A 17,821-nucleotide genomic window follows, 5' to 3' on the forward strand; every position below is an offset into this window, starting at 1 on the left:
TCGGGCCCAACCCGAGCTCCAACGGGGTATCGCCGCGTTGCCTTCGTGCCACAGGCCGGATCACGCGTCGGCGGCGGCCGCGCGTACGGCCGAGTACACGGCCCTGGCGAGACGGGCACCCCACAGCGAGCGGGGCCCGGCGAAGGCCTGCAGCTCCTCCCCGGGACGCGGGCTGCGCGCGGCGATGCACACGGCGTCAGTGGGTGTGCCGGAGCAGTCGTATCCGGCATCGAGCAGGGCCTGCACCTTGGCTTCCGTAACGGTGCTCACGGCGTTGACCAGCGCAGCGTCACTCAGTGCGACGGGAAGCGCGGCGATGATGTTGATCGTGCCCGGCGCGACAGGCAGGAGTACGCCATCAGCCGGGGATGCGGCCCACCCCCTCACCCCCAGTCCGGCCGTGACGACCGCCTCGACACCGCTGTCGCGGGCGTTGCCGTGGAGGGTCACATCGGCGGCCGTCATCAGTCCGACCCCCGGCCCCTGCGCACCGACGGCAGCGGCCAGTTCGGCCAGGTGCCGGGCGGGGTCGGTGCGCCGGTAGCCGTGGGAGACCTGGGCGTTCAGGACCCAGGCTCGCTCCTCGATGCCGCCGCCGAGGACCGCGCTGCTGACCATCCGCCATCCGGCGCCCGCCGGCCAGAGCAGGGCGCCCAGCCGCTCGCCCTCCTCGATGCGCGTGAGCCGCTGCACAGGAAGCAGACCGGCCGCGGGGCGGGGTGGCGGGATGACGACAGTCACCGGGCAGAACTCCTTGCAGGGCGGGGACGGGCCTGATCCTACGCGCGGCCAACCGCGCCGTAGTGCGCCCGCCGCTGCCGTACCAGGGGCGCGGCCCCTGACGGAACCCGAGGCGATCGTCCCCGCCGCGAGAGTGTCTGCGTCGCAGCATCGAGGAGGTTGCTTGGCCGTCCTCGCTCCTCCCGTCCCTGGTCTTCTACCTGCTCTGGAGTCCCTGGGCCATCATTTGGACGCGGCTCGTGTTCGTGCCGGAGCGCATCGTCGAGGGTGCATACGCGTTCTTGTGGTCGGCTGCGCTGCGCGTCTCAGCTTCCGCCCTCACGTCGAAGCTGTGCGGAGAGATGGTGTTGCAGGGGCTGACCGACCGCTGCCAGGTCATGGAGGAAGTCGAGGGTGTTCTCGTCCGTCAGGGTGTATCGGCGGCGGGTGGCGACGACCTCCTTGGCCGTGGGGGCGAGCGCCACCTGCTGAGTGGTGAGATCCACCGCGCGGTCGGCCGCTCGGCCGACAAGGATTTCCGCGATGCCGGTGGGCTGGGTGATCAGCGCCTCCACGTACCCATCGGCCTGAATTCGCCACCAGCCGCTCTCCCGGGCCGACGGGCGCAGCGGATTTCCGTCCGTGTCCACCAGCCAGGCGCGTGTCTCGTAGTGGAGGAAGGGCCGACCGTCGTGGCTGAAGGTGACCTCCTGCTCGTAGGCGAATTCCTCCGCGAGCGTCGGGTAGTTCCCGCGGCCCCGTCCGGCCCAGGTGCCGAGAAATCCGATCACCGGCGCGAGCAGCGCGTGCGGCGCGGGTGCCTGGTCCGGCCGGAGTGCGTCGGGGTACGGGGGCTTCCGAACGGGGTCGACCATGACATGAACTCCTGGGTTGAGGCTGGTTTCGCGTGGCAGCCCGGACTCCAGCAGCGCTTCGCTATCTGGCCTGGTCAGAGGCGCCGTTCGGAGTGTAGTTGGCTGATGGCGTGTCAAGGGCGGGCTTGCCGGATCGCCCCTCCAACGAGTGGGTTCGTCGCCGGTGGTGGCTGTCGCGGGCGACGGCTTGGCGCCGTCGCCGTCAGTGCGACCAGTGGCGGTGGAGGTGGAGGTGGAGGTGCCCCAGGCGCTGTAGGCGTAGTGGTAGTTGTCGACGCCTGCCGCGTCGCAGAGGGCACTGACGGAGTTCAGCCGTTGTCGCTGACGGAGTTCTGCAACGCTCATGCGCGCGCGTCGTCGATATCGGAACCGATCGCGACGCTCAGGGCCCGCAAGGCGTCATCGTATTGGTGGCGGTCGAACTGGAACGGGCCGAACGTCGTGTAGTCGCGTGTGGTGCGGTGGGGTTGCTCGAAGGAGTCCCAGATCACGAGGCCGGCTGTCACTGTGATGCGGGTCTTGAGCGGCCAGCATCCCCAGTCACCGCATGCACAGCCGAGCACGGGCGTCTTCGCCCTCGTCGAGTCGGTGGACTGTCCGTGGAAGTGGTCGTTCATCGGGCCGAACCGAAAGTGCTGCGGGATGAGACCGCCGAAGGCGTCGCCTGCGGGCCGCATTCCGGCACCGATCTCGAACGTGTCGATCAGCTCGGTGAGCGGTATTCCGTCGATGCGCGGGACGACCTCGAACACGCCAAGATCGTCGCGTTGCTGCCGGTCGAACCGGATCTCGTTGCTGGCCATCCCTCTATTTTCCCCAGTTGTGAGCTAGCTCGGCGCCGCGCGACAGCACTTGCGGCGGCGAGGTCGGCATCCGTGCACGGCGGTTCTTCACCCGGCCCAGCGCATCGTCGAAGACCTGGACGTGGTGCAGCAGGTTCGCCCAAGGTCGCCGCCCAGGATCCGTCCGCGTCCCAGCGGGCGCACGCTCGTCGACGGTCTGCCACGGCGCCCGTACCGCTCGGGCTGATCACGCCAGGGGCTCCGGTCCGCAGCCGCCACCGCGGCCCGTCACCACGTGCCGGTGATCACTCCACGGACGGCCTGCCCGTCCAGCTGCGGCACCAAGGGCTCCATTCGCTCCCACGCCGCGTCAGACGACTCACCTCGACGTGCCACAAGATCAATGATCAGAGTGCTCGCTGTCGGACTCGCACGCGGGGTCCGCCACGAACCGGCTCAGGCGATAGGCGGTCGGCTGCACCAGGCGGCCACACAGCGTGTCGATCCGGATCATCGACCCGTCGATCCGTGCCTCGCGAAGTCGGCGCAGGTGCGCGCGCAACTCCGCCTCGTCCGGAGTCTCAAAGATTAGTTCCCAGCGTCCCGCGTCCGGCGCGGTGCGGGCGGCATGCCGCTGCCTCTCGGCATCTTGCCGCCGCTTCCTTTTCCTCTGCCCTGGCACCGGCCCAGAATCGCTGGTCGGCGTCGGAGCGGCAAGGCAATTGAACCCCGCGCGAGACGCGACCATCTGCGCCGGGACACCCAACAGCACGGAACGGCGTTCGTATCGCGTCCTGCCCACAGTGAAAGATGCCGAGGGGCGTGCCATGAAGGTGGGCCGCCGAAGACTGGCTGCCGCGAGTGCGGCAGTGGCTGAGAGCGGGGCACTCCTGGCGTGCAGCGCGTCGTCGGCGAGCCGGTGGGCCTCGGTGAGCGGGGCCGCGGCGTCGGTCTCCCGGTCCTCCACGGCGTCCAGCAGATGCGCGAGCCGTCCGAAGAGCCGCCCGGCCTCGGCCAGCGGCGCGGCGGTTCCGGGCCGGGCGTAAGGGGAACCGCGGGCAGGGATCCCTCCATTGCGGCCTCGTTCAGGGCCGGATCGACGTGGCCCGGCTGGGTCGTGCGCCGACCGGGTTGCCGCTTGCCGAGGGCGGCAGTGCACCACCTGTCGACTCACAGGTACTCGGACACGACAGGCCCGGAACTCTGCCGTCAGCCATATGGACACCGCGAGAGACGACGTGCTCTGATGCCAAGGGCCGTTTTCCAACGATGAAAAGAGCGACTGAGGGCCCTGCGGACCGATTCCACCCTGTACTGCCCGCACCCTCAGAGCACGCCCCCAGCTCGACCATTGCCCGTAAGCGGGAGGCTGGATCCGGGTCTCGACCGGCATGGCGGAGAGGCGCCTCCCGACCGACAGCAGATCGGAGTCGCGCATGACGGCCACAACACCGAGGCGACGGCTGAGATCCGCACGACAGCAGGTATGCGTCGCCGCTGCCCTCGCTGTCGCCGCCACCACGACGCTTGCAGGGGCTGACTTGGCGTCAGCCGATGGACAGCAAGGCCATCGAATCCCCACCGTCTCGTCCGGGGACGCCCGCTTCGAGATCCTCTCGCCCACGCTGATCCGCACCGAATACGCGGGCGACCGGAAGTTCACCGACGATCCGACGTTCAACGCCATCGGCCGCGACGGGTTCGAACCGGCCGCGTACAGCGCCAGGACGTCCAACGGCTGGCTCACCATCAGAACGAGCGCGATGAGCCTGCGCTACAAGGTCGGCTCCGGGCCCTTCGACTCCCAGAACCTCTCGGTGCAGTCGACGGCGGGCCGCACTCCCGTGACCGCCACCCCCTGGCAGCGGCTGACCTGCACGCTCGGCACACTGTGCGAGGCGGAGAACCTCCATCTCGACGGGCTTTCCGTCGCCTCCGACCACGGTGGCCACACCGGGACCGGCTTCGCGGCGGGATTCGAAGGCACCGGCAGCTCGGCGTCCGCCGACATCGATGTCAAGGACAACGGAACCTATGAGCTCGACGTGCGCTACGCCAACTCCCGCGGAGGTGACGGCCAGACCCGGACGCGCACCTTGACGCTCAGCGTGGACGGCGGCGATCAGCAGACGGTTTCCCTGCCGACCACGGCGAACTGGGACACCTGGAACGTCGCCACCGCGAGCGTCCGACTCGGCGCGGGTCACCACACGCTCTCCCTGACCCGGACGGCCTCGGACTCCGGCAACGTCAATCTGGACAGCATCGGCCTCGTCCGGCCCGGCGAGGCATACCCGCCCGTCTCCAGCACCGCGATCACGGACTGCCTGTACGGCACGAGCTGCGAGGCGGAGGCGGGACGCATCGGCGGCACGGCCGTCAGCGCCGTCAACCACAAGGGATACGCCGGCAGTGCCTTTGTCGGTGAGCTCAACCAGGGATCGAGCCTGACGACCCATGTGGTCGGCGTGCCCGCCGACGGCGTCTACACCCTCAGGGTCCGCTACGCCAACGGCATCGGCGGCGACGGTCTCCACCAGACCCGCACCGCCACCGTGTCCGCCACCGGCACCGACACCCCCTTGTCGTTCCCCGCAACCAAGGACTGGGCTGATTGGCAGTCGGCCTCGGTGCCCGTCACTCTCGCGGCGGGCACGAACGGCATCACCCTCGGCTGCCCCGGCGTGGCCAGCTGCCACATCAACGCAGACACCGTCTCGGTGGCCGCGCCCACGGCTGCCGCGCCCCCGCCGCACATCGCGCTGGGCGGATACCGCCGAGGCCTCGACGGCGTGACCGGCAACGAAAACTCCCTCGTCACCACACCCGGGCTGCTCAACCAGGACGGCTGGTATCTCCTCGACGACACGCCATCAGCGCTGTACGACACCACGACGAAGAAGACAGAACCCCGCCCCGGCCATGGACGCTCGCCCTACCAGGACGGTTACGTCTTCGGCTACGGGCACGACTACAAGCAGGGACTGGCCGATCTGGCCGCACTGACCGGACCGCCCGCACTGCTGCCCCAATGGGCTTACGGCGTCTGGTACTCGGAGTACATCGACCGCACCGCGACGGACTACCAGAACACCATCCTCCCGGCGTTCCGCTCCGAGGGCACCCCGCTGGACGTCCTGGTCACCGACACTGACTTCAAAGCCGTGAACAACTGGAGCGGTTGGGAGATGGATCCCTCGAAGTTCCCCGACCCCGAGGGCTTCTTCGACTGGTCCGCGTCCCAGGGACTGCACAACACGCTCAATGTGCATCCCAGCATCCTCGCGTCCGACCCCCAGTTCGCCCAGGCGCAGGCCACGGCCAAGGGCAAGCTGACGAAGGGCGGCTGCGCCTCGGGCGCCGGCGTCGAGAACAACTGCTACACCTTCGACTTCGGTGACCCGGACCAGCTCAAGGCGTACATGGACCTGCACCGGACCATGGACCGGCAGGGCAACGACTTCTGGTGGCTCGACTGGTGCTGCGACGCATCGCGGTCGTCGCTGCCGGGCGTGACCCCGGACGCGTGGATCAATCAGCAGTACGCCACCGCCAGTGCCGAGACCCTCGGCCGCGGATTCGTTCTCTCCCGTGCGTACGGTTCGTTGCAGGCGGCCGGGTACAGCGGCCAGCAGGGGCTGCCGACCGGGCCATGGGCGGACAAGCGCACCACCGTGCACTTCACCGGCGACACTTCCTCGACGTGGGGCACATTGAAGCTGGCCGTCGGCTACACCCCCGGGGAGTCGGCCGCGACCGGGATGGCTGCCATCACCCACGACATCGGCGGACACAACGACACGACAGGGCTGACCGGTTCGGAGACGTACACCGAAGGCGGGCAGACCCGAACCACCCACAAACTGCCCGACGACCTGTACGCCCGCTGGGTCCAGTTCGGCGCCTTCCAGCCCATCGACCGCCTGCACAGCAACCACAGCGACCGGCTCCCCTGGCAGTACGGCACGGCGGCGCGGCGGTCGGCCGACACGTTCCTCAATCTCCGCGAGAACCTGCTGCCCTACACCTACACACTCGCCGAGGAGGCGAACCGCACCGGCGTGCCCATCGTCCGCCCCACCTACCTGGAGTACCCCGACGAGCCCCAGGCCTACGCTGCCGCGGACAGCGAGTACTTCTACGGCTCCGAGGTGCTGGTCGCTCCCGTGACCACGCCGGGTTCCTCTGCCACGACCTCGGTATGGCTCCCTCCCGGCCAGTGGACCAACTACTTCACCGGGGAGACCTACACCGGCGGGGGCACCCAGGAAGTGACCACCGACCTGAACTCGATGCCGGTATTCATCAAGGCAGGCGGCATCCTGCCCACCCGCACGCACGACGTGTCCAGCAACGACCACAACCCCCTGACCGACATCACGCTCACCGTCGCCGCCGGTGCGTCCGGGTCGTTCAGCCTCTACGAGGACGACGGCTCCACCGAACAGAAGAAGCGCAGCGCCACGACGACCATCCGGTACCGGCAGAACGGTTCGCACCGCACGCTGTCGATCCTTCCGGCGAGGGGATCCTTCCCCGGTCAGGTGGAGTCTCGCCGGTGGACGCTCTCACTCCTGGGAGCTCACGCACCCACCAAGGTCTCGGTGACGGGCGTGCGCCTGTCCCCGCACGCCTCCCACTGGGACAGCACCTCGAAGATCCTGACCATCACGCTCCCACGCCACAGCGTGCACACCCCGATCACCGTCACGTACTGACCAGGGCCTGTCGGAAGTGCTCTGGGTTGGCTCACGTGAGTGCGCGGGGGCGGAGTTACCGATATGTCGGACCGGTCGAACCGAAGACTGCGGTCCGGCCGGGCAGCGGCGGGTGCCGGATCAGCTCGGCGACGGAATTCGGCGGCTGGGTCGCTGAGCGATCGGCGGCGGAGCCGGCCGAACCGTTCACCTTCGTGGTCGGCACGGACGGTGTGCTTCGGCTGGCGCCGCGGCGAAGCGAGCATGTTGCCTGTGCCGGCGGAGCCATGGTTCTGAGTGCCGGCGAGATCGGCTTCGTGCGTGAGGCGGACTGGTGGGCCGTGAGCGAGGTCAGCAACCAGTCCACGGGGTACTGCCCGGACGTCACCTCCTGGTCGGAGGTCGCTCGCGCTCTGGACGATGCAGGGCTCGGGCGACCCTCCGGCTTCACCCACGAGGTGGTGTTCCGGCGGTGTCCTGGCTGCCAGGAGCACAACATCGTGCGCGAGGACGACTTCATCTGCGTCTTCTGCGGCAGAGATCTGCCGGAGACGTGGAACGTGGATCCCGCCGTGTGACGGCCGAGGACGAGTCCAGGCCATGGCCCAGGGCGTTCACGCACGGCCGTTGACCAAGCCCTCCGTGTTCGTGATGGCCCGGCAGGTGACCGCGTACCACCGAAACGCGCTGCCGCACCCCCGGCGCGCTCCGCCAAACGGTTGATACCGTGTCAATTCCCTTGGTAAGGGGATCACTCTGATGGGTCAATTCAGGTGTCTGCATCAATGGGCGACGATCCATCGAGTCCCCGCGGACAAGCCTCCCTCCCGGGACTGAACTCATCCCGTCCGGACGGGCCTCCGCACATCCTCATCCGCCGGCGGCCGGACGTGTCGGCCTGGGCCGGTTCGGGGCGTCCGTGGATCGGAACACCCAGTCGCTGCTCGGAGAAGACTTCCGAGTGAGGAGGAAACCCTCATGCCTATCAGTCCCAACCAAGGCCCCACCAGCGGCGGAACAACCGTCACCATCACCGGCGTGAACCTGGCCGGTGCCACCGCCGTCCACTTCGGGTCCAGGACGGCCACGATCACCTCGAACACCCCGACCTCGATCACCGTCATCGACCCCGCCGGCTGCGGCGTCGAAGACGTCAACGTGACGACCGCGGGAGGGACGAGCAACTCGCTCTCCTTCTTCTACATCAGCCCGCCGATCGCGGTGTCCCTCGGCCCGGGCTCCGGTCCGACCGCCGGCACCAACACGGTCATCATCAACGGATACGGCCTCTCCACGGCCACCACCGTGTCGTTCGGCTCCAACACCGCGACCCCGACGGTCATCTCGGACAGCCGGCTGTCGGTGGTCGTTCCGGGCGGCAGCTCCAGCGGCTCCGTCGACGTCACCGTCACCACCACCGGGGGCACGACCGCTCCGCTCACCTACGCCTACGTCGACGCGCCGACACTGGTCTCGCTCACCCCCACCTCGGGGTCGACGTCCGGCGGCACCTCGGTGACCGTCAACGGCACCGGCCTGTCGTCCACCACGGCCGTCACCTTCGGCGGCACCACGGCATCCTTCGCGGTGCTGAACAGCACCACGCTGGTGGCCGTCACGCCGTCCGGCACCGCAGGTTCCGTCGATGTCGTCGTGACCACCGGGGGCGGCAGCGCCACCCTCAGCGACGGCTTCACCTACCTGTCCGGTCCCGGCATCTGACGGCGTCTCGGACACACGGCCGCGCACGGCCCGGTCCGCTCCGGTCTGCTCCGTCCCACCGGCCCGTGCCCAGCGCAGGCGGTGCGGGCTCGCGTACGCCTGCCCGCACCGCCTCCGTGACCCCCCAGCTCGCGGCCCAGCCAGGCCGACCACACCCCTTGGAGTCACCGTGGCCCCTCCCGTCCTCACCTCGGTCGTACCCAACACGGGTCCGGCGGCGGGCACCAATCCCGTGACCCTGAACGGAAGCCAGTTCACCGGCGCCACCGCCGTCACGTTCGGATCCGCGGCCGCCCTGTCGTACACGGTCACCACCCCGTCGACGATCACGGCGACCGTCCCGCCCGGAACCGGCACGGTCAACGTCACCGTGCGCACACCCGCCGGGCTCAGCAACACGGTCGCCTACACCTACGCGCCCACGCCGACCCTCAGCGCGATCGCGCCGAACCAGGGCCCGACGTCCGGCGGGACCAGCGTGGTCCTCACCGGCACCGGCCTCACGGGGGCCACCGCCGTCACCTTCGGCAGCACCCCCGCGACCTCCTACACCGTCAACTCCGCCACCCAGATCACCGCGGTCACCCCGGCCGGCACCGGCGCGGTGGCGGTCACCGCGACCACCGTCGGCGGCACCTCGGGGCCGGTGTTCTTCTACTACCTCAACGCGCCCTCGCTGCTGTCCGTCTCGCCCGCCGCGGGACCGGCGACCGGCGGGACCAGCGTGATCCTCACCGGCACCGGCCTCACCGGGACCACCGCCGTCACCTTCGGCGGCACCCCCGCGACCTCCTACACCGTCAACTCCGCCACCCAGATCACCGCGGTCACCCCGCCCGGCACCGGCTCCGTCGCGTGCACCGTCACCGGTCCCGGCGGCACCAGCAACTCCGTCGTCTACACCTACCTGGCGGCGCCGGCGCTCACCGCGCTCTCGCCCGCGCAGGGGCCGACGGACGCGGGCGCCGCCGTGACCCTGACAGGCACCGGGCTGACCACGACCTTCGCGGTCCACTTCGGTACCGCACCGGCGGCCTTCACCGTGGTGTCGGACACGACCGCGGTCGCGATCGCCCCGGCGGGTCCGTCGGGTTCGGTGCCGGTGAGCGTCACGACGTCGGGCGGCACCAGCAACTCGCTCACCTACCAGCGCGTCGCGCCTCCCGCGATCTAGCCAGTTCCACGGCAATCCCCGGCCCGCGCCCGCCTCGAGCCACCGGCCCGCTTCAGCCCATTCGAGCGAGCAGATGACTCGGGTGGGTCCGCCGGGTCCCGCGCCTCCCGCACATGCCATCGAAAGCGGCCTAGGGTCACGCCCCGAACGGTTACGGCGAACCCCCGCCTGACGATCAGACCGAGGAGGCCCCTCAGTGAAAGCGTGTCGTGCACGCACAGCCGGACTCATGGTCGCCGTAGCGGCGGCGGCCACAGTGCTGTCCCTCGCTCCGTCGGCTGCCGCCGCCGATCCGTCGTCGACCACGGTCCAGGCCACGCCCTCCCCGGCGACAGCGGGGCACCTGGTGACCCTCGACGCGACGGTGACCTGCAGCTCGGACCCGAGCGGCGGCCTCGGCGTGTCGTTCTTCGACGGCGACAATCTCCTCGCGACCGCACCCGTCTCGACCGACGGACACTCCTCACTGCTCACCGGTTTCACCACCACCGGGACACACACCATCACCGCCGCCTACAACGGCGACGACAGCTGCAGCGCCTCCAGCGCCATCACCACCATCACCGTGTCCCAAGCCCCGGCTCCCCCGGCCAACAACCCGGGCTGCCTGCTGTGCGGACTGATCGACTTCCACGTCGGGGACATCCACAACGAGGTCAACGTCGACAGCCACAATGTGACGCGCATCCACAAGTGAGCCCGGCCCGCTGGACGGACGGGGGGGCCACGGGCCCGTGGCCCCCCTCGTCCGTCCGTCAAAGAGCACCCATAGGGGCGGATGTCCGGGGTCGGCTCGACAGGTGAAAGCGTGTAGGTCCTGGTCCCGACCGAAGCGGAGGCGACTGGGCTGCGCAACGGACCGACCGCCCCGGTTCGACGCGTTCTCTACCTGCGAGGAGGCGAGCGGGTCCTGCCCCGGTTGGCGACGCGCCAGGCCGTGGCAGTGAAGTGGAGGAGGCCCAAGGGTGGCGGATAGGGTCGCCGGCGTCAGAGCTCGCAAGGTGGACGGGGTGTCGGGTGGCTCGGGTTGCGGTGCTCTCCGCAGGGTCGTGGGGGACGACGATGGCCAAGGTGTTCGCCGACGCCGGCAGCGACGTCACGATCCACGCCAGACGGCCCGAGGTCGTCGCCGAGATCAACGTCCGGCACCAGAACGCCCGCTACCTGCCCGATGTCGCCCTGCCCGACCGGCTCCGCGCGACGACGGACCCGGTCGAGGCGCTCGCCGGGGCCCGACATGTCGTGCTGTCGATCCCGGCGCAGACGCTGCGGGAGAATCTCGCCGCCTGGGCCCCGCACATCGAGCCGGACGCGGTCGTGGTGAGCTCGATGAAGGGCATCGAGACGCAATCCGGGCTGCGGATGTCGGAGGTGATCCACCAGGTCACGGGCATCCCGTTCGAGCGCATCGCAGTGCTGTCCGGGCCGAACCTGGCCCGGGAGATCGCCGGCGGGCAGCCCGCCGCGTCCGTGATCGCCTGCCCCGACGAGACGGCCGCGACCGCACTGCAGAGGGCGTGCCGCACCCCGTACTTCCGCCCCTACACGGGCACGGACGTGGCGGGCTGCGAGCTCGGCGGGGCGATCAAGAACGTCATCGCCCTCGCGGTAGGCCTCGCGGCCGGTCTGGGCATGGGCGACAACGCCCGCGCCCTGCTCGTCACCCGCGGCCTCGCGGAGACCGCGCGGCTCGGCCAGGCGATGGGCGCCGACCCGCTGACGTTCTCCGGCCTCGCCGGTGCCGGCGACCTCATCGCCACCTGCTCCTCACCGCAGTCCCGGAACCGGACCTTCGGCGAGCATCTCGGGCAGGGGATGAGTGTGGAGGAAGCCACGACGGCGACGGGGCAGACGGCTGAGGGGGTGAAGTCGTGCCGGGCCGTCCTGGGACTGTCGCGGGTCCATGGGATTGAGATGCCGATCACCGAGGTCGTCGCCGCGGTGATCGACGGCACGACCAGCGTCCCGGACGCGGCCGCCGCGCTCATGTCCCGGACGCCGAAGCCCGAGCAGTACAGCGCCTGATCGCCATCCGTGCAGGTCGCGGGTTCGTACGCACGACGCGAACGTGCGGCTACGACGGGGCACAACCGTCACGGCCTGGTGACCGCTCACCCGGCCGGCCGCCTCTTCCCGGCAGCCAGGTCCACGATCGCCTCTCCGAATCCACCGGAGGGGAAGCTCTGCTGCTGACCACAATCCGGAGCGCGGTCGCGACAGCCGTACTGGCGGCCGCGCTCGTTGCCCCGGTGCTGGTACCGGTAGATCCCAGTCGAAGAGCAACTCAACCGCCACGCGCAGCCGGGCGAATGGATCCCCACACCAGCCACCGGAGCAGGTCACCTGAGCTCGACAGCGTAGAAGTCGCCGTTGAATTCCCAGCCGTCGGTGCCTTCGCCGATGTCGGCGACGATGACGTCGTCGATGAAGCGGTCCTCGAAGTCGTCGTCGCGAAGGTCGCCGGCCAGCCAGAGCGTCTCGATCTCGCTCCAGTCCCCGCGGCTTCCGTCGATGCGCAGCGGGGCGGCGCGGCGGGTGCCGCGGTCGCGTTCGTCGTTGCCGGTTCTGACCTTGCCGCTGATCTCGAACTGGCCGTTCCTGACGAGGTCGGGGATGGGTTCGGCGGGAACGACGGCGACGTTCTCGTACGCGGTGTGGATGAGGTAGCGGTAGCTGCGGCGGACGTTGTACTCAGAGTCCGACAGCCACTTGATCAGGGTGTCGGGTCGGACGTCGAGGCCGACGGATTCCAGGGCCTGGTAGCCGCGGTGGGTTCCGGTGAGCTGGCTGAGCTGGGCGTGCCAGTGTTTGGCGCCGTAGGAGGACAACCGGTGGCGTGGGGTGACCTGGGTGCGCAGGACGTCGTTGAGGGCGGCGCCGAGGGAGTTGCCGCGACCTGTGGGTCCGGCCATCAGTCCTCACCTTCGGGGACGAACTCGCCGCGCTGGATGAACTTGGCCTTCACTTCGCCGAACCCGGTCCCGATCCGGTACGTGCCGGGCGGGGTGTCCTGGGGAGTCCAGAAGAGGGCGGCGTCGACATTGCGCAGGGCGATGAGCGTGTGGCCTTCCTGGACGGCCTTGAAGGCCACGGTCCAGTGGCGGACGGATGCTTCGGCGACCATGCTCATGCGCCAGTCGGGCCGCCAGAACGGGGATCGCAACTCCTGCCGCTTGGGCCACAGCAGGCGCAGCGCGATGGACAGGCGGGTCTTGTAGTTCTTGTACGGCTCCCCGCCGACCTGGACGAGCTCGGTGCGGGCCTCGCGGGCCGCGGCGTAGAACGGCTTGAACAGCGACTCGTTGGCCTTGCCGGTCCACGAGTCGTGGATGGTCACGGGTTCGGTGAGGTGGCCTTCCCGGGTGAGCCTTTCGAGCTGCTTGATGTGCGGCGTGGTGACCCACACGCGGCCGTCGTCGTCGGGCCGGTCGACGAGCCGCCCGAGCGGGTGCGGCATGCCCGGATGGTTCCACCGCGGGATGTCGATGAGGTAGATACCGGCCTGGGTCTTGTCGAAGGCCTCGATGGGGCCGGTGTGCAGGAGCTTGTTCGGGGCGAGCGGGACGGCCGAACAGGCGGAAGGGTAGCTGCCGTTGCGGTCGATCAGGCACATCACGCCCTCACCGAAGGACGCGGGCACGTCGAGCTGGTCCCGCCTCACGCGCCTGCCGTTGTCCCGGATGTGCGCGACGCGTGTGCTGGTGACGTCGGGGTGGACCCAGCTGGGCTCGCCCGCCATGTCCTCACTGATCAACGGCCAGGGTCCGTCTTCCCGTTCCTCGGAGCGGATGACGGGGATCGGGTGCATCTTCGACCGGCCCACCGCGTCCTTGAGGATCCTCAGGGCGGGGAAGACCGCTCCCTCCGGCTCGTCCTCCTCGTCACCGGGGACCAGGCCGTCATCGTCGTCCCGCCGGGCGTCGTCCGCGGCATCGTCCGAGGCGGTGCCGCTGCCTGCGGCGGGCCGGGCGACGGGAGCGTCCGGCTGCGCGGCGCTGTCGCTCGGGGCAGGTGTGTTGTAGGTGCGCAGCGCGGCAGCGAGACGGCGGCCCACGTCGCTGTCGGGCAGATGCAGTCCGGCACCGGCCATGGCCCGCAGAGGAGCGCGGAGCTCGTCGAGGTCCCTCACCTGGCCGCTCGCGAGCGCGGTGCGCAGGGCCGCCAGCAGGCGGGTCGCCTCTGCGGGCAGTCCTCTGACGGCTCCGGAGGTGAACGGGAGGGCGGCGTCGGCCAGTTCACGGTCAGCGGCGGTGCCCACGAGGTCCGGGACAGCGCCGCCAGCCGCGGGAGCGCCGGTGGCGGGAGCTGCAGGGGTGGTGTCGAGGAAGCGGGCGTGGGCGAGGTCGGGGCGCAGGCTGGTGCTGCCGATGATGCCCAGGTCGCGCTCCGCAACCGTCACCGTCGTCACCTGTTGGCCGGGGTGCGTGGTGAGGGTGAGGATGACGTCCGCGTCCAGCAGGTTCACGATGGCCGGGTCGTCGGTATCCAGGACCACGAGGACCGCCACATGCTGAGTGCGCGCCACCTCATGCAGGATCTGGCTCGCCTCGGGGAGGTTCTCGCCGGACAGCGGGAGCCGCGGGTTGCGGGCCCGCTGCAGCCGGTCCACAACCACGAGCGCCAGGTCGTCGGCGAGCGGCGCCGTGTCCGCGATGGCCTCCGCTGTCAGGTCGCTGCCGTCGTCGATGAGCAGCGGTGCACGGCGGAGCCGTTCGACGACTTCCTGCTCGTGCGGGGTGAGGACGCCGGTCTTGAGGCGGGCGTAGTCGCCGTCGGCCTCCGCGGCGATGATGCGGCGGGTGATGTCGGCACTGTTCGGTCCTGATGCCGCGTACAGGACGCGGCCGTTGGCGACGAGTGCGGTGTGCCGGGCGGCGGCCAGGCCGATCAGGCTGCCGCCCACCTGAGGTTCGGCCGCGACCAGCACCAGCCGGCCAGGGTGCAGGCCGCCAGTGGCCTCGTCCAGGCCCGTCAGCCCGAAGGAGAGCCCTGGGGCGGGTCCGGAGGAGAGGACGTCGCCGATGGCGTCGCCCAGAGTGGCGAGCCGGCGGCCGCGCTCACGGCTGGGAGTGGGCTGGCTGTTCACCGCACCTCCTGCGGGTGCCGCGTCGTGCGCGGCCGGGTCGGACGGGACACTCCTGATCGGCCCGTCGACGGGCAACAGGACCGCGACCGGGGTCGTGTAGCGCTTCAGAACCTGGGGCCGGCCCTCCGCGGCCAGCGCCACGAGGTCACCGAGTTCCTTCTGCGCCGATCCGAGAGGATGCGCGGAGAGCCCGTTACGGTCCGGGTGCCGAGCGGCAGGAAACCGGTTCAACGGAGCGAGCACCGCGCGCACGCCGCGGTTGTCGATCACGGTCGATCCGGCGTCGGGACCCTCGGCGGCCTTCACCAGGGCATGCAGTTCTTCGCGGGCTTCGGTCACGGTCCTGACGGCCCGAGCGTGATCGCTCTCGGGTGTGTGCACCATCGCAGCACCCTCCTCAACTCACCACTATACTAGCAGTAAGTCACTATCTGACATGCAGAGTTGCCAACCCTGAAGGCCCAAAGAGCATATTTTCTACGATCCGTGGAGACCGCCTCACCTCGATGTCGGTCGCGGACCACCGTCGGAATCAGCGACGCGCCGTCGAATCGAGCGACGTCAGCAGGAGCCGGCATGCCGGCGACCACCACCAACTGCGCCACCACCCGCCGGACCGGTCCACAGGCATGCCGACACTGGCTACGTTAAGTGTCACTGTTGTTGCAATGTGTCACCATCTTGGGGTCGCGGAGATTCCGCAGGTCGCCGTGAGCGCCCGCACAACGGTGGCACGGCACCTCAAACCAACGTGGGAGCACCCTTGAACGTCTCGACCGCGGCCCCCGGGCTGACCCCTGGCCTGTGGAACGTCGACCCCGCGCACAGCGAGGTCGGCTTCGTCATCCGGCATCTGATGTCCAAGGTGCGCGGCCATTTCACCGAATTCAGCGGCGCTGTGGAGATCGGCAGCGAGCTCAAGGACGTCAAAGTGACGGCCGAGATCCAGGCGGCCTCCATCGACACCCGCAGCGAGGACCGGGATGCCCATGTGCGGAGTGCGGAGTTCCTGGACGTCGACAAGTACCCGGTGTTGACCTTCACCTCCACGGGTGTCCGTGCCGAAGGCAAGGAGTACTTTCTCGACGGCCGGCTGACCATCAAGGACGTCAGCCGGCCGGTCGCCCTCGAAATCGAATTCAACGGCGTGGGCGAGGACCCCTGGGGCGGCACTCGCGCCGGCTTCAGCGCCAAGACCACCATCAACCGCAAGGACTGGGGCCTGGAGTTCAACGTCCCGATCGGCGGCGAGAAGCTCCTGCTCTCCGACAAGCTCGACCTCCTCCTCGAAGTCCAGGTCGTACGCGCCTGACCGTCGCGCGGAAATCCCGTCGGGAGAACCTCCGGCCCCCGTTTCCGCCGGATCACGCCGATGCCACAGTCCGCCTTTGGAGGTGGCGGTCTTGTCGTACCTGGGGGCGCTTCCGCGAGGCCTTTGAGCAGGGCCTTCAAGATCTTGTTGGCCGGCTTCAACTCCCCCCGCTCCGCGCCGAGTTGTCTGGCACTGCTCGTGCGGCCGGATTATTGGTTAGGGTGACCGGCAGAGGCTGATCCCGATGCCCCTGGCCGGGGGTGATGGCCAGACCGGCGAGTTGGGGGCCGCTCAGGCTTCCGGCTCCAGCGGAGTCGTACAGGCCAGGAGCGGTTCTCCGCCAGGCGGTTGTGGCATCTGACGGGTGAGACGGACACGACGGAGGGGCTCGCGTTGGATCGCCTGGCCGGAGCGGACCGGGAAGTCGGCCAGGACCAGTTCGTGCTTCACGGGTTTGCCATCCTGCTCGGTCCAGCCGCGCAGCACGTACAGCCTGATGATCCCGAACGGGCTGACGATCCCGGCCATGTCGGCGGGCGGCAGGGGGCAATAGGCCGTCGCGTGCCCCGACTTCCGGGCACCGGAGCCGTGCGGAGCCAACGCCCCGCCGTCGTGGGGCGCGGTCGCCGGCTCCACCGACGCGGTCGGCGTCTTGCCGCGGGCCCGGGGCGCCGGCACGGCTGCGACGCCGTCCCGCAACGCCCGACACGGCGCACGGCGGACAAGACGGCCACTACCGCAGGTCGACCGGACGCGGTGGGCGTGTGACCGGCCGGCCGGCGCCCGCGACGCTGCCCCCGTCGCTACGCGTGTGGCTCGGGCTGATCGCGGCCCTCGCCGCGCTGGCGGTCACCGTGCTCGGCGTCCTGTACGCCGGCCACAGCCGGCCCGGCAGGGTGGACGGGTGGATCCAGCCGGCGGTGGAGAATGTGCGGCCGCCGTGGCGAAACGTCGCTCTGGCCACGGACTTCTGGGGGGAGCCCGCCGGAGCGGCGATGCTGATCGTGGCCGCCGTGGCAGGCTGCCTGCTGCTTCGGCGTCCTCGCGCGGCGGTGCTCGTCGTTACCGGCGTCTGCGCGGCCGTGGGGACGACGACGCTGCTCAAGTCCCTGGTGGGACGCACCATCCACGGCGACAACCTGTCCTACCCGAGCGGGCACACCGCCTTCGCCACCGCGCTCGCCCTCATGGGGGCGCTGCTCGCGACCGGCCGGCTCGGCCTCGGCAGGACGGCCGGCACCTTACTCGTGATCGCCTCGGCGCTGGTCGCCGGCGCCGCGATGGGACTGGCGCAGGTCGCCCTGGGCGCGCACTACCCGACCGACGTCCTCGGCGGCTGGTGCACCGCGCTGGCGGTGATACCGGCGACCGCGTGGCTGATCGACCGGACGGCCGACCGGCTGGCCGGCCGGTCGGCCGACGCCGGGCGGCGCGAGCGTCCCTGACGTCACGT

General features: G+C 70.0%; 15 protein-coding genes and 1 pseudogene. 8 read left to right on the plus strand and 8 right to left on the minus strand.

Features of this window, described 5'->3' with window-relative positions; all coding sequences use genetic code 11:
• Positions 1-60: 60 nt before the first annotated feature.
• The 5 genes and pseudogenes from OG788_RS02605 to OG788_RS02625 form a co-directional block, all read right to left on the minus strand.
• Positions 61-741: an adenosylcobinamide amidohydrolase gene (locus OG788_RS02605; protein ID WP_406368854.1), complete on the minus strand. Its 681-nt coding sequence runs from the start codon at positions 739-741 to the stop codon at positions 61-63.
• 305 nt (positions 742-1,046) lie between these two features.
• Positions 1,047-1,595 (minus strand): FABP family protein, encoded by a 549-nt coding sequence (locus OG788_RS02610; protein ID WP_406368855.1) that lies wholly within the window; start codon positions 1,593-1,595, stop codon positions 1,047-1,049.
• A gap of 341 nt (positions 1,596-1,936) precedes the next feature.
• Positions 1,937-2,398, minus strand: a complete 462-nt coding sequence (locus OG788_RS02615) for a hypothetical protein (protein WP_406368856.1) — start codon at positions 2,396-2,398, stop codon at positions 1,937-1,939.
• A gap of 85 nt (positions 2,399-2,483) precedes the next feature.
• Positions 2,484-2,731, minus strand: a pseudogene (locus tag OG788_RS02620) (transposase); the annotation flags it as partial.
• Between the two features lie 46 nt (positions 2,732-2,777).
• Positions 2,778-3,344: a hypothetical protein gene (locus OG788_RS02625; protein ID WP_406377034.1), complete on the minus strand. Its 567-nt coding sequence runs from the start codon at positions 3,342-3,344 to the stop codon at positions 2,778-2,780.
• Positions 3,345-3,813: 469 nt separating this feature from the next.
• On the opposite strand from OG788_RS02625, the gene OG788_RS02630 reads away from it, so the two are divergent.
• The 6 genes from OG788_RS02630 to OG788_RS02655 all read left to right on the plus strand — a co-directional run bounded on the left by OG788_RS02630 (position 3,814) and on the right by OG788_RS02655 (position 11,995).
• The gene (locus OG788_RS02630; protein WP_406368857.1) at positions 3,814-7,095 is read left to right on the plus strand and encodes a TIM-barrel domain-containing protein; all 3,282 of its coding nucleotides are present in this window, start codon (positions 3,814-3,816) and stop codon (positions 7,093-7,095) included.
• Positions 7,096-7,130: 35 nt separating this feature from the next.
• Complete coding sequence (locus OG788_RS02635) at positions 7,131-7,652, plus strand: hypothetical protein (protein ID WP_406368858.1); 522 nt, start codon at positions 7,131-7,133, stop codon at positions 7,650-7,652.
• Between the two features lie 400 nt (positions 7,653-8,052).
• Positions 8,053-8,796 (plus strand): IPT/TIG domain-containing protein, encoded by a 744-nt coding sequence (locus tag OG788_RS02640; RefSeq protein ID WP_406368859.1) that lies wholly within the window; start codon positions 8,053-8,055, stop codon positions 8,794-8,796.
• A 169-nt stretch (positions 8,797-8,965) separates the two neighbouring features.
• On the plus strand, positions 8,966-9,970 hold the full coding sequence (locus tag OG788_RS02645; RefSeq protein ID WP_406368860.1) for an IPT/TIG domain-containing protein: 1,005 nt from the start codon (positions 8,966-8,968) through the stop codon (positions 9,968-9,970).
• Positions 9,971-10,199: 229 nt separating this feature from the next.
• Positions 10,200-10,667: an Ig-like domain-containing protein gene (locus OG788_RS02650; RefSeq protein ID WP_406368861.1), complete on the plus strand. Its 468-nt coding sequence runs from the start codon at positions 10,200-10,202 to the stop codon at positions 10,665-10,667.
• A gap of 320 nt (positions 10,668-10,987) precedes the next feature.
• The gene (locus OG788_RS02655) at positions 10,988-11,995 is read left to right on the plus strand and encodes an NAD(P)H-dependent glycerol-3-phosphate dehydrogenase (protein WP_406368862.1); all 1,008 of its coding nucleotides are present in this window, start codon (positions 10,988-10,990) and stop codon (positions 11,993-11,995) included.
• 314 nt (positions 11,996-12,309) lie between these two features.
• Here the strand turns inward: OG788_RS02655 and OG788_RS02660 are convergent, their stop codons facing one another.
• Both OG788_RS02660 and OG788_RS02665 read right to left on the minus strand, forming a co-directional pair.
• A complete protein-coding gene (locus tag OG788_RS02660) occupies positions 12,310-12,882 on the minus strand; it encodes a hypothetical protein (RefSeq protein WP_406368863.1) in 573 nt (190 codons plus the stop codon).
• Complete coding sequence (locus OG788_RS02665) at positions 12,882-15,440, minus strand: DnaB-like helicase C-terminal domain-containing protein (RefSeq protein ID WP_406368864.1); 2,559 nt, start codon at positions 15,438-15,440, stop codon at positions 12,882-12,884. Before OG788_RS02665 ends, OG788_RS02660 begins: the two co-directional genes overlap by 1 nt.
• Before the next feature lie 379 nt (positions 15,441-15,819).
• Here OG788_RS02665 and OG788_RS02670 point away from each other — a divergent pair, with 379 nt between their 5' ends.
• Entirely contained in the window at positions 15,820-16,368 is a 549-nt protein-coding gene (locus tag OG788_RS02670; protein WP_406368865.1) for a YceI family protein, read from the plus strand.
• A gap of 291 nt (positions 16,369-16,659) precedes the next feature.
• On the opposite strand, the gene OG788_RS02675 is transcribed toward OG788_RS02670, so the two are convergent.
• Positions 16,660-17,046: a hypothetical protein gene (locus tag OG788_RS02675; RefSeq protein WP_406368866.1), complete on the minus strand. Its 387-nt coding sequence runs from the start codon at positions 17,044-17,046 to the stop codon at positions 16,660-16,662.
• Positions 17,047-17,132: 86 nt separating this feature from the next.
• Here OG788_RS02675 and OG788_RS02680 point away from each other — a divergent pair, with 86 nt between their 5' ends.
• Positions 17,133-17,813 (plus strand): phosphatase PAP2 family protein, encoded by a 681-nt coding sequence (locus OG788_RS02680; RefSeq protein WP_406368867.1) that lies wholly within the window; start codon positions 17,133-17,135, stop codon positions 17,811-17,813.
• The last annotated feature ends 8 nt before the right edge of the window (positions 17,814-17,821 follow it).

Origin of the sequence: Streptomyces sp. NBC_00647, from assembly GCF_045207245.1 — a bacterium.
Taxonomy (GTDB): domain Bacteria; phylum Actinomycetota; class Actinomycetes; order Streptomycetales; family Streptomycetaceae; genus Streptomyces.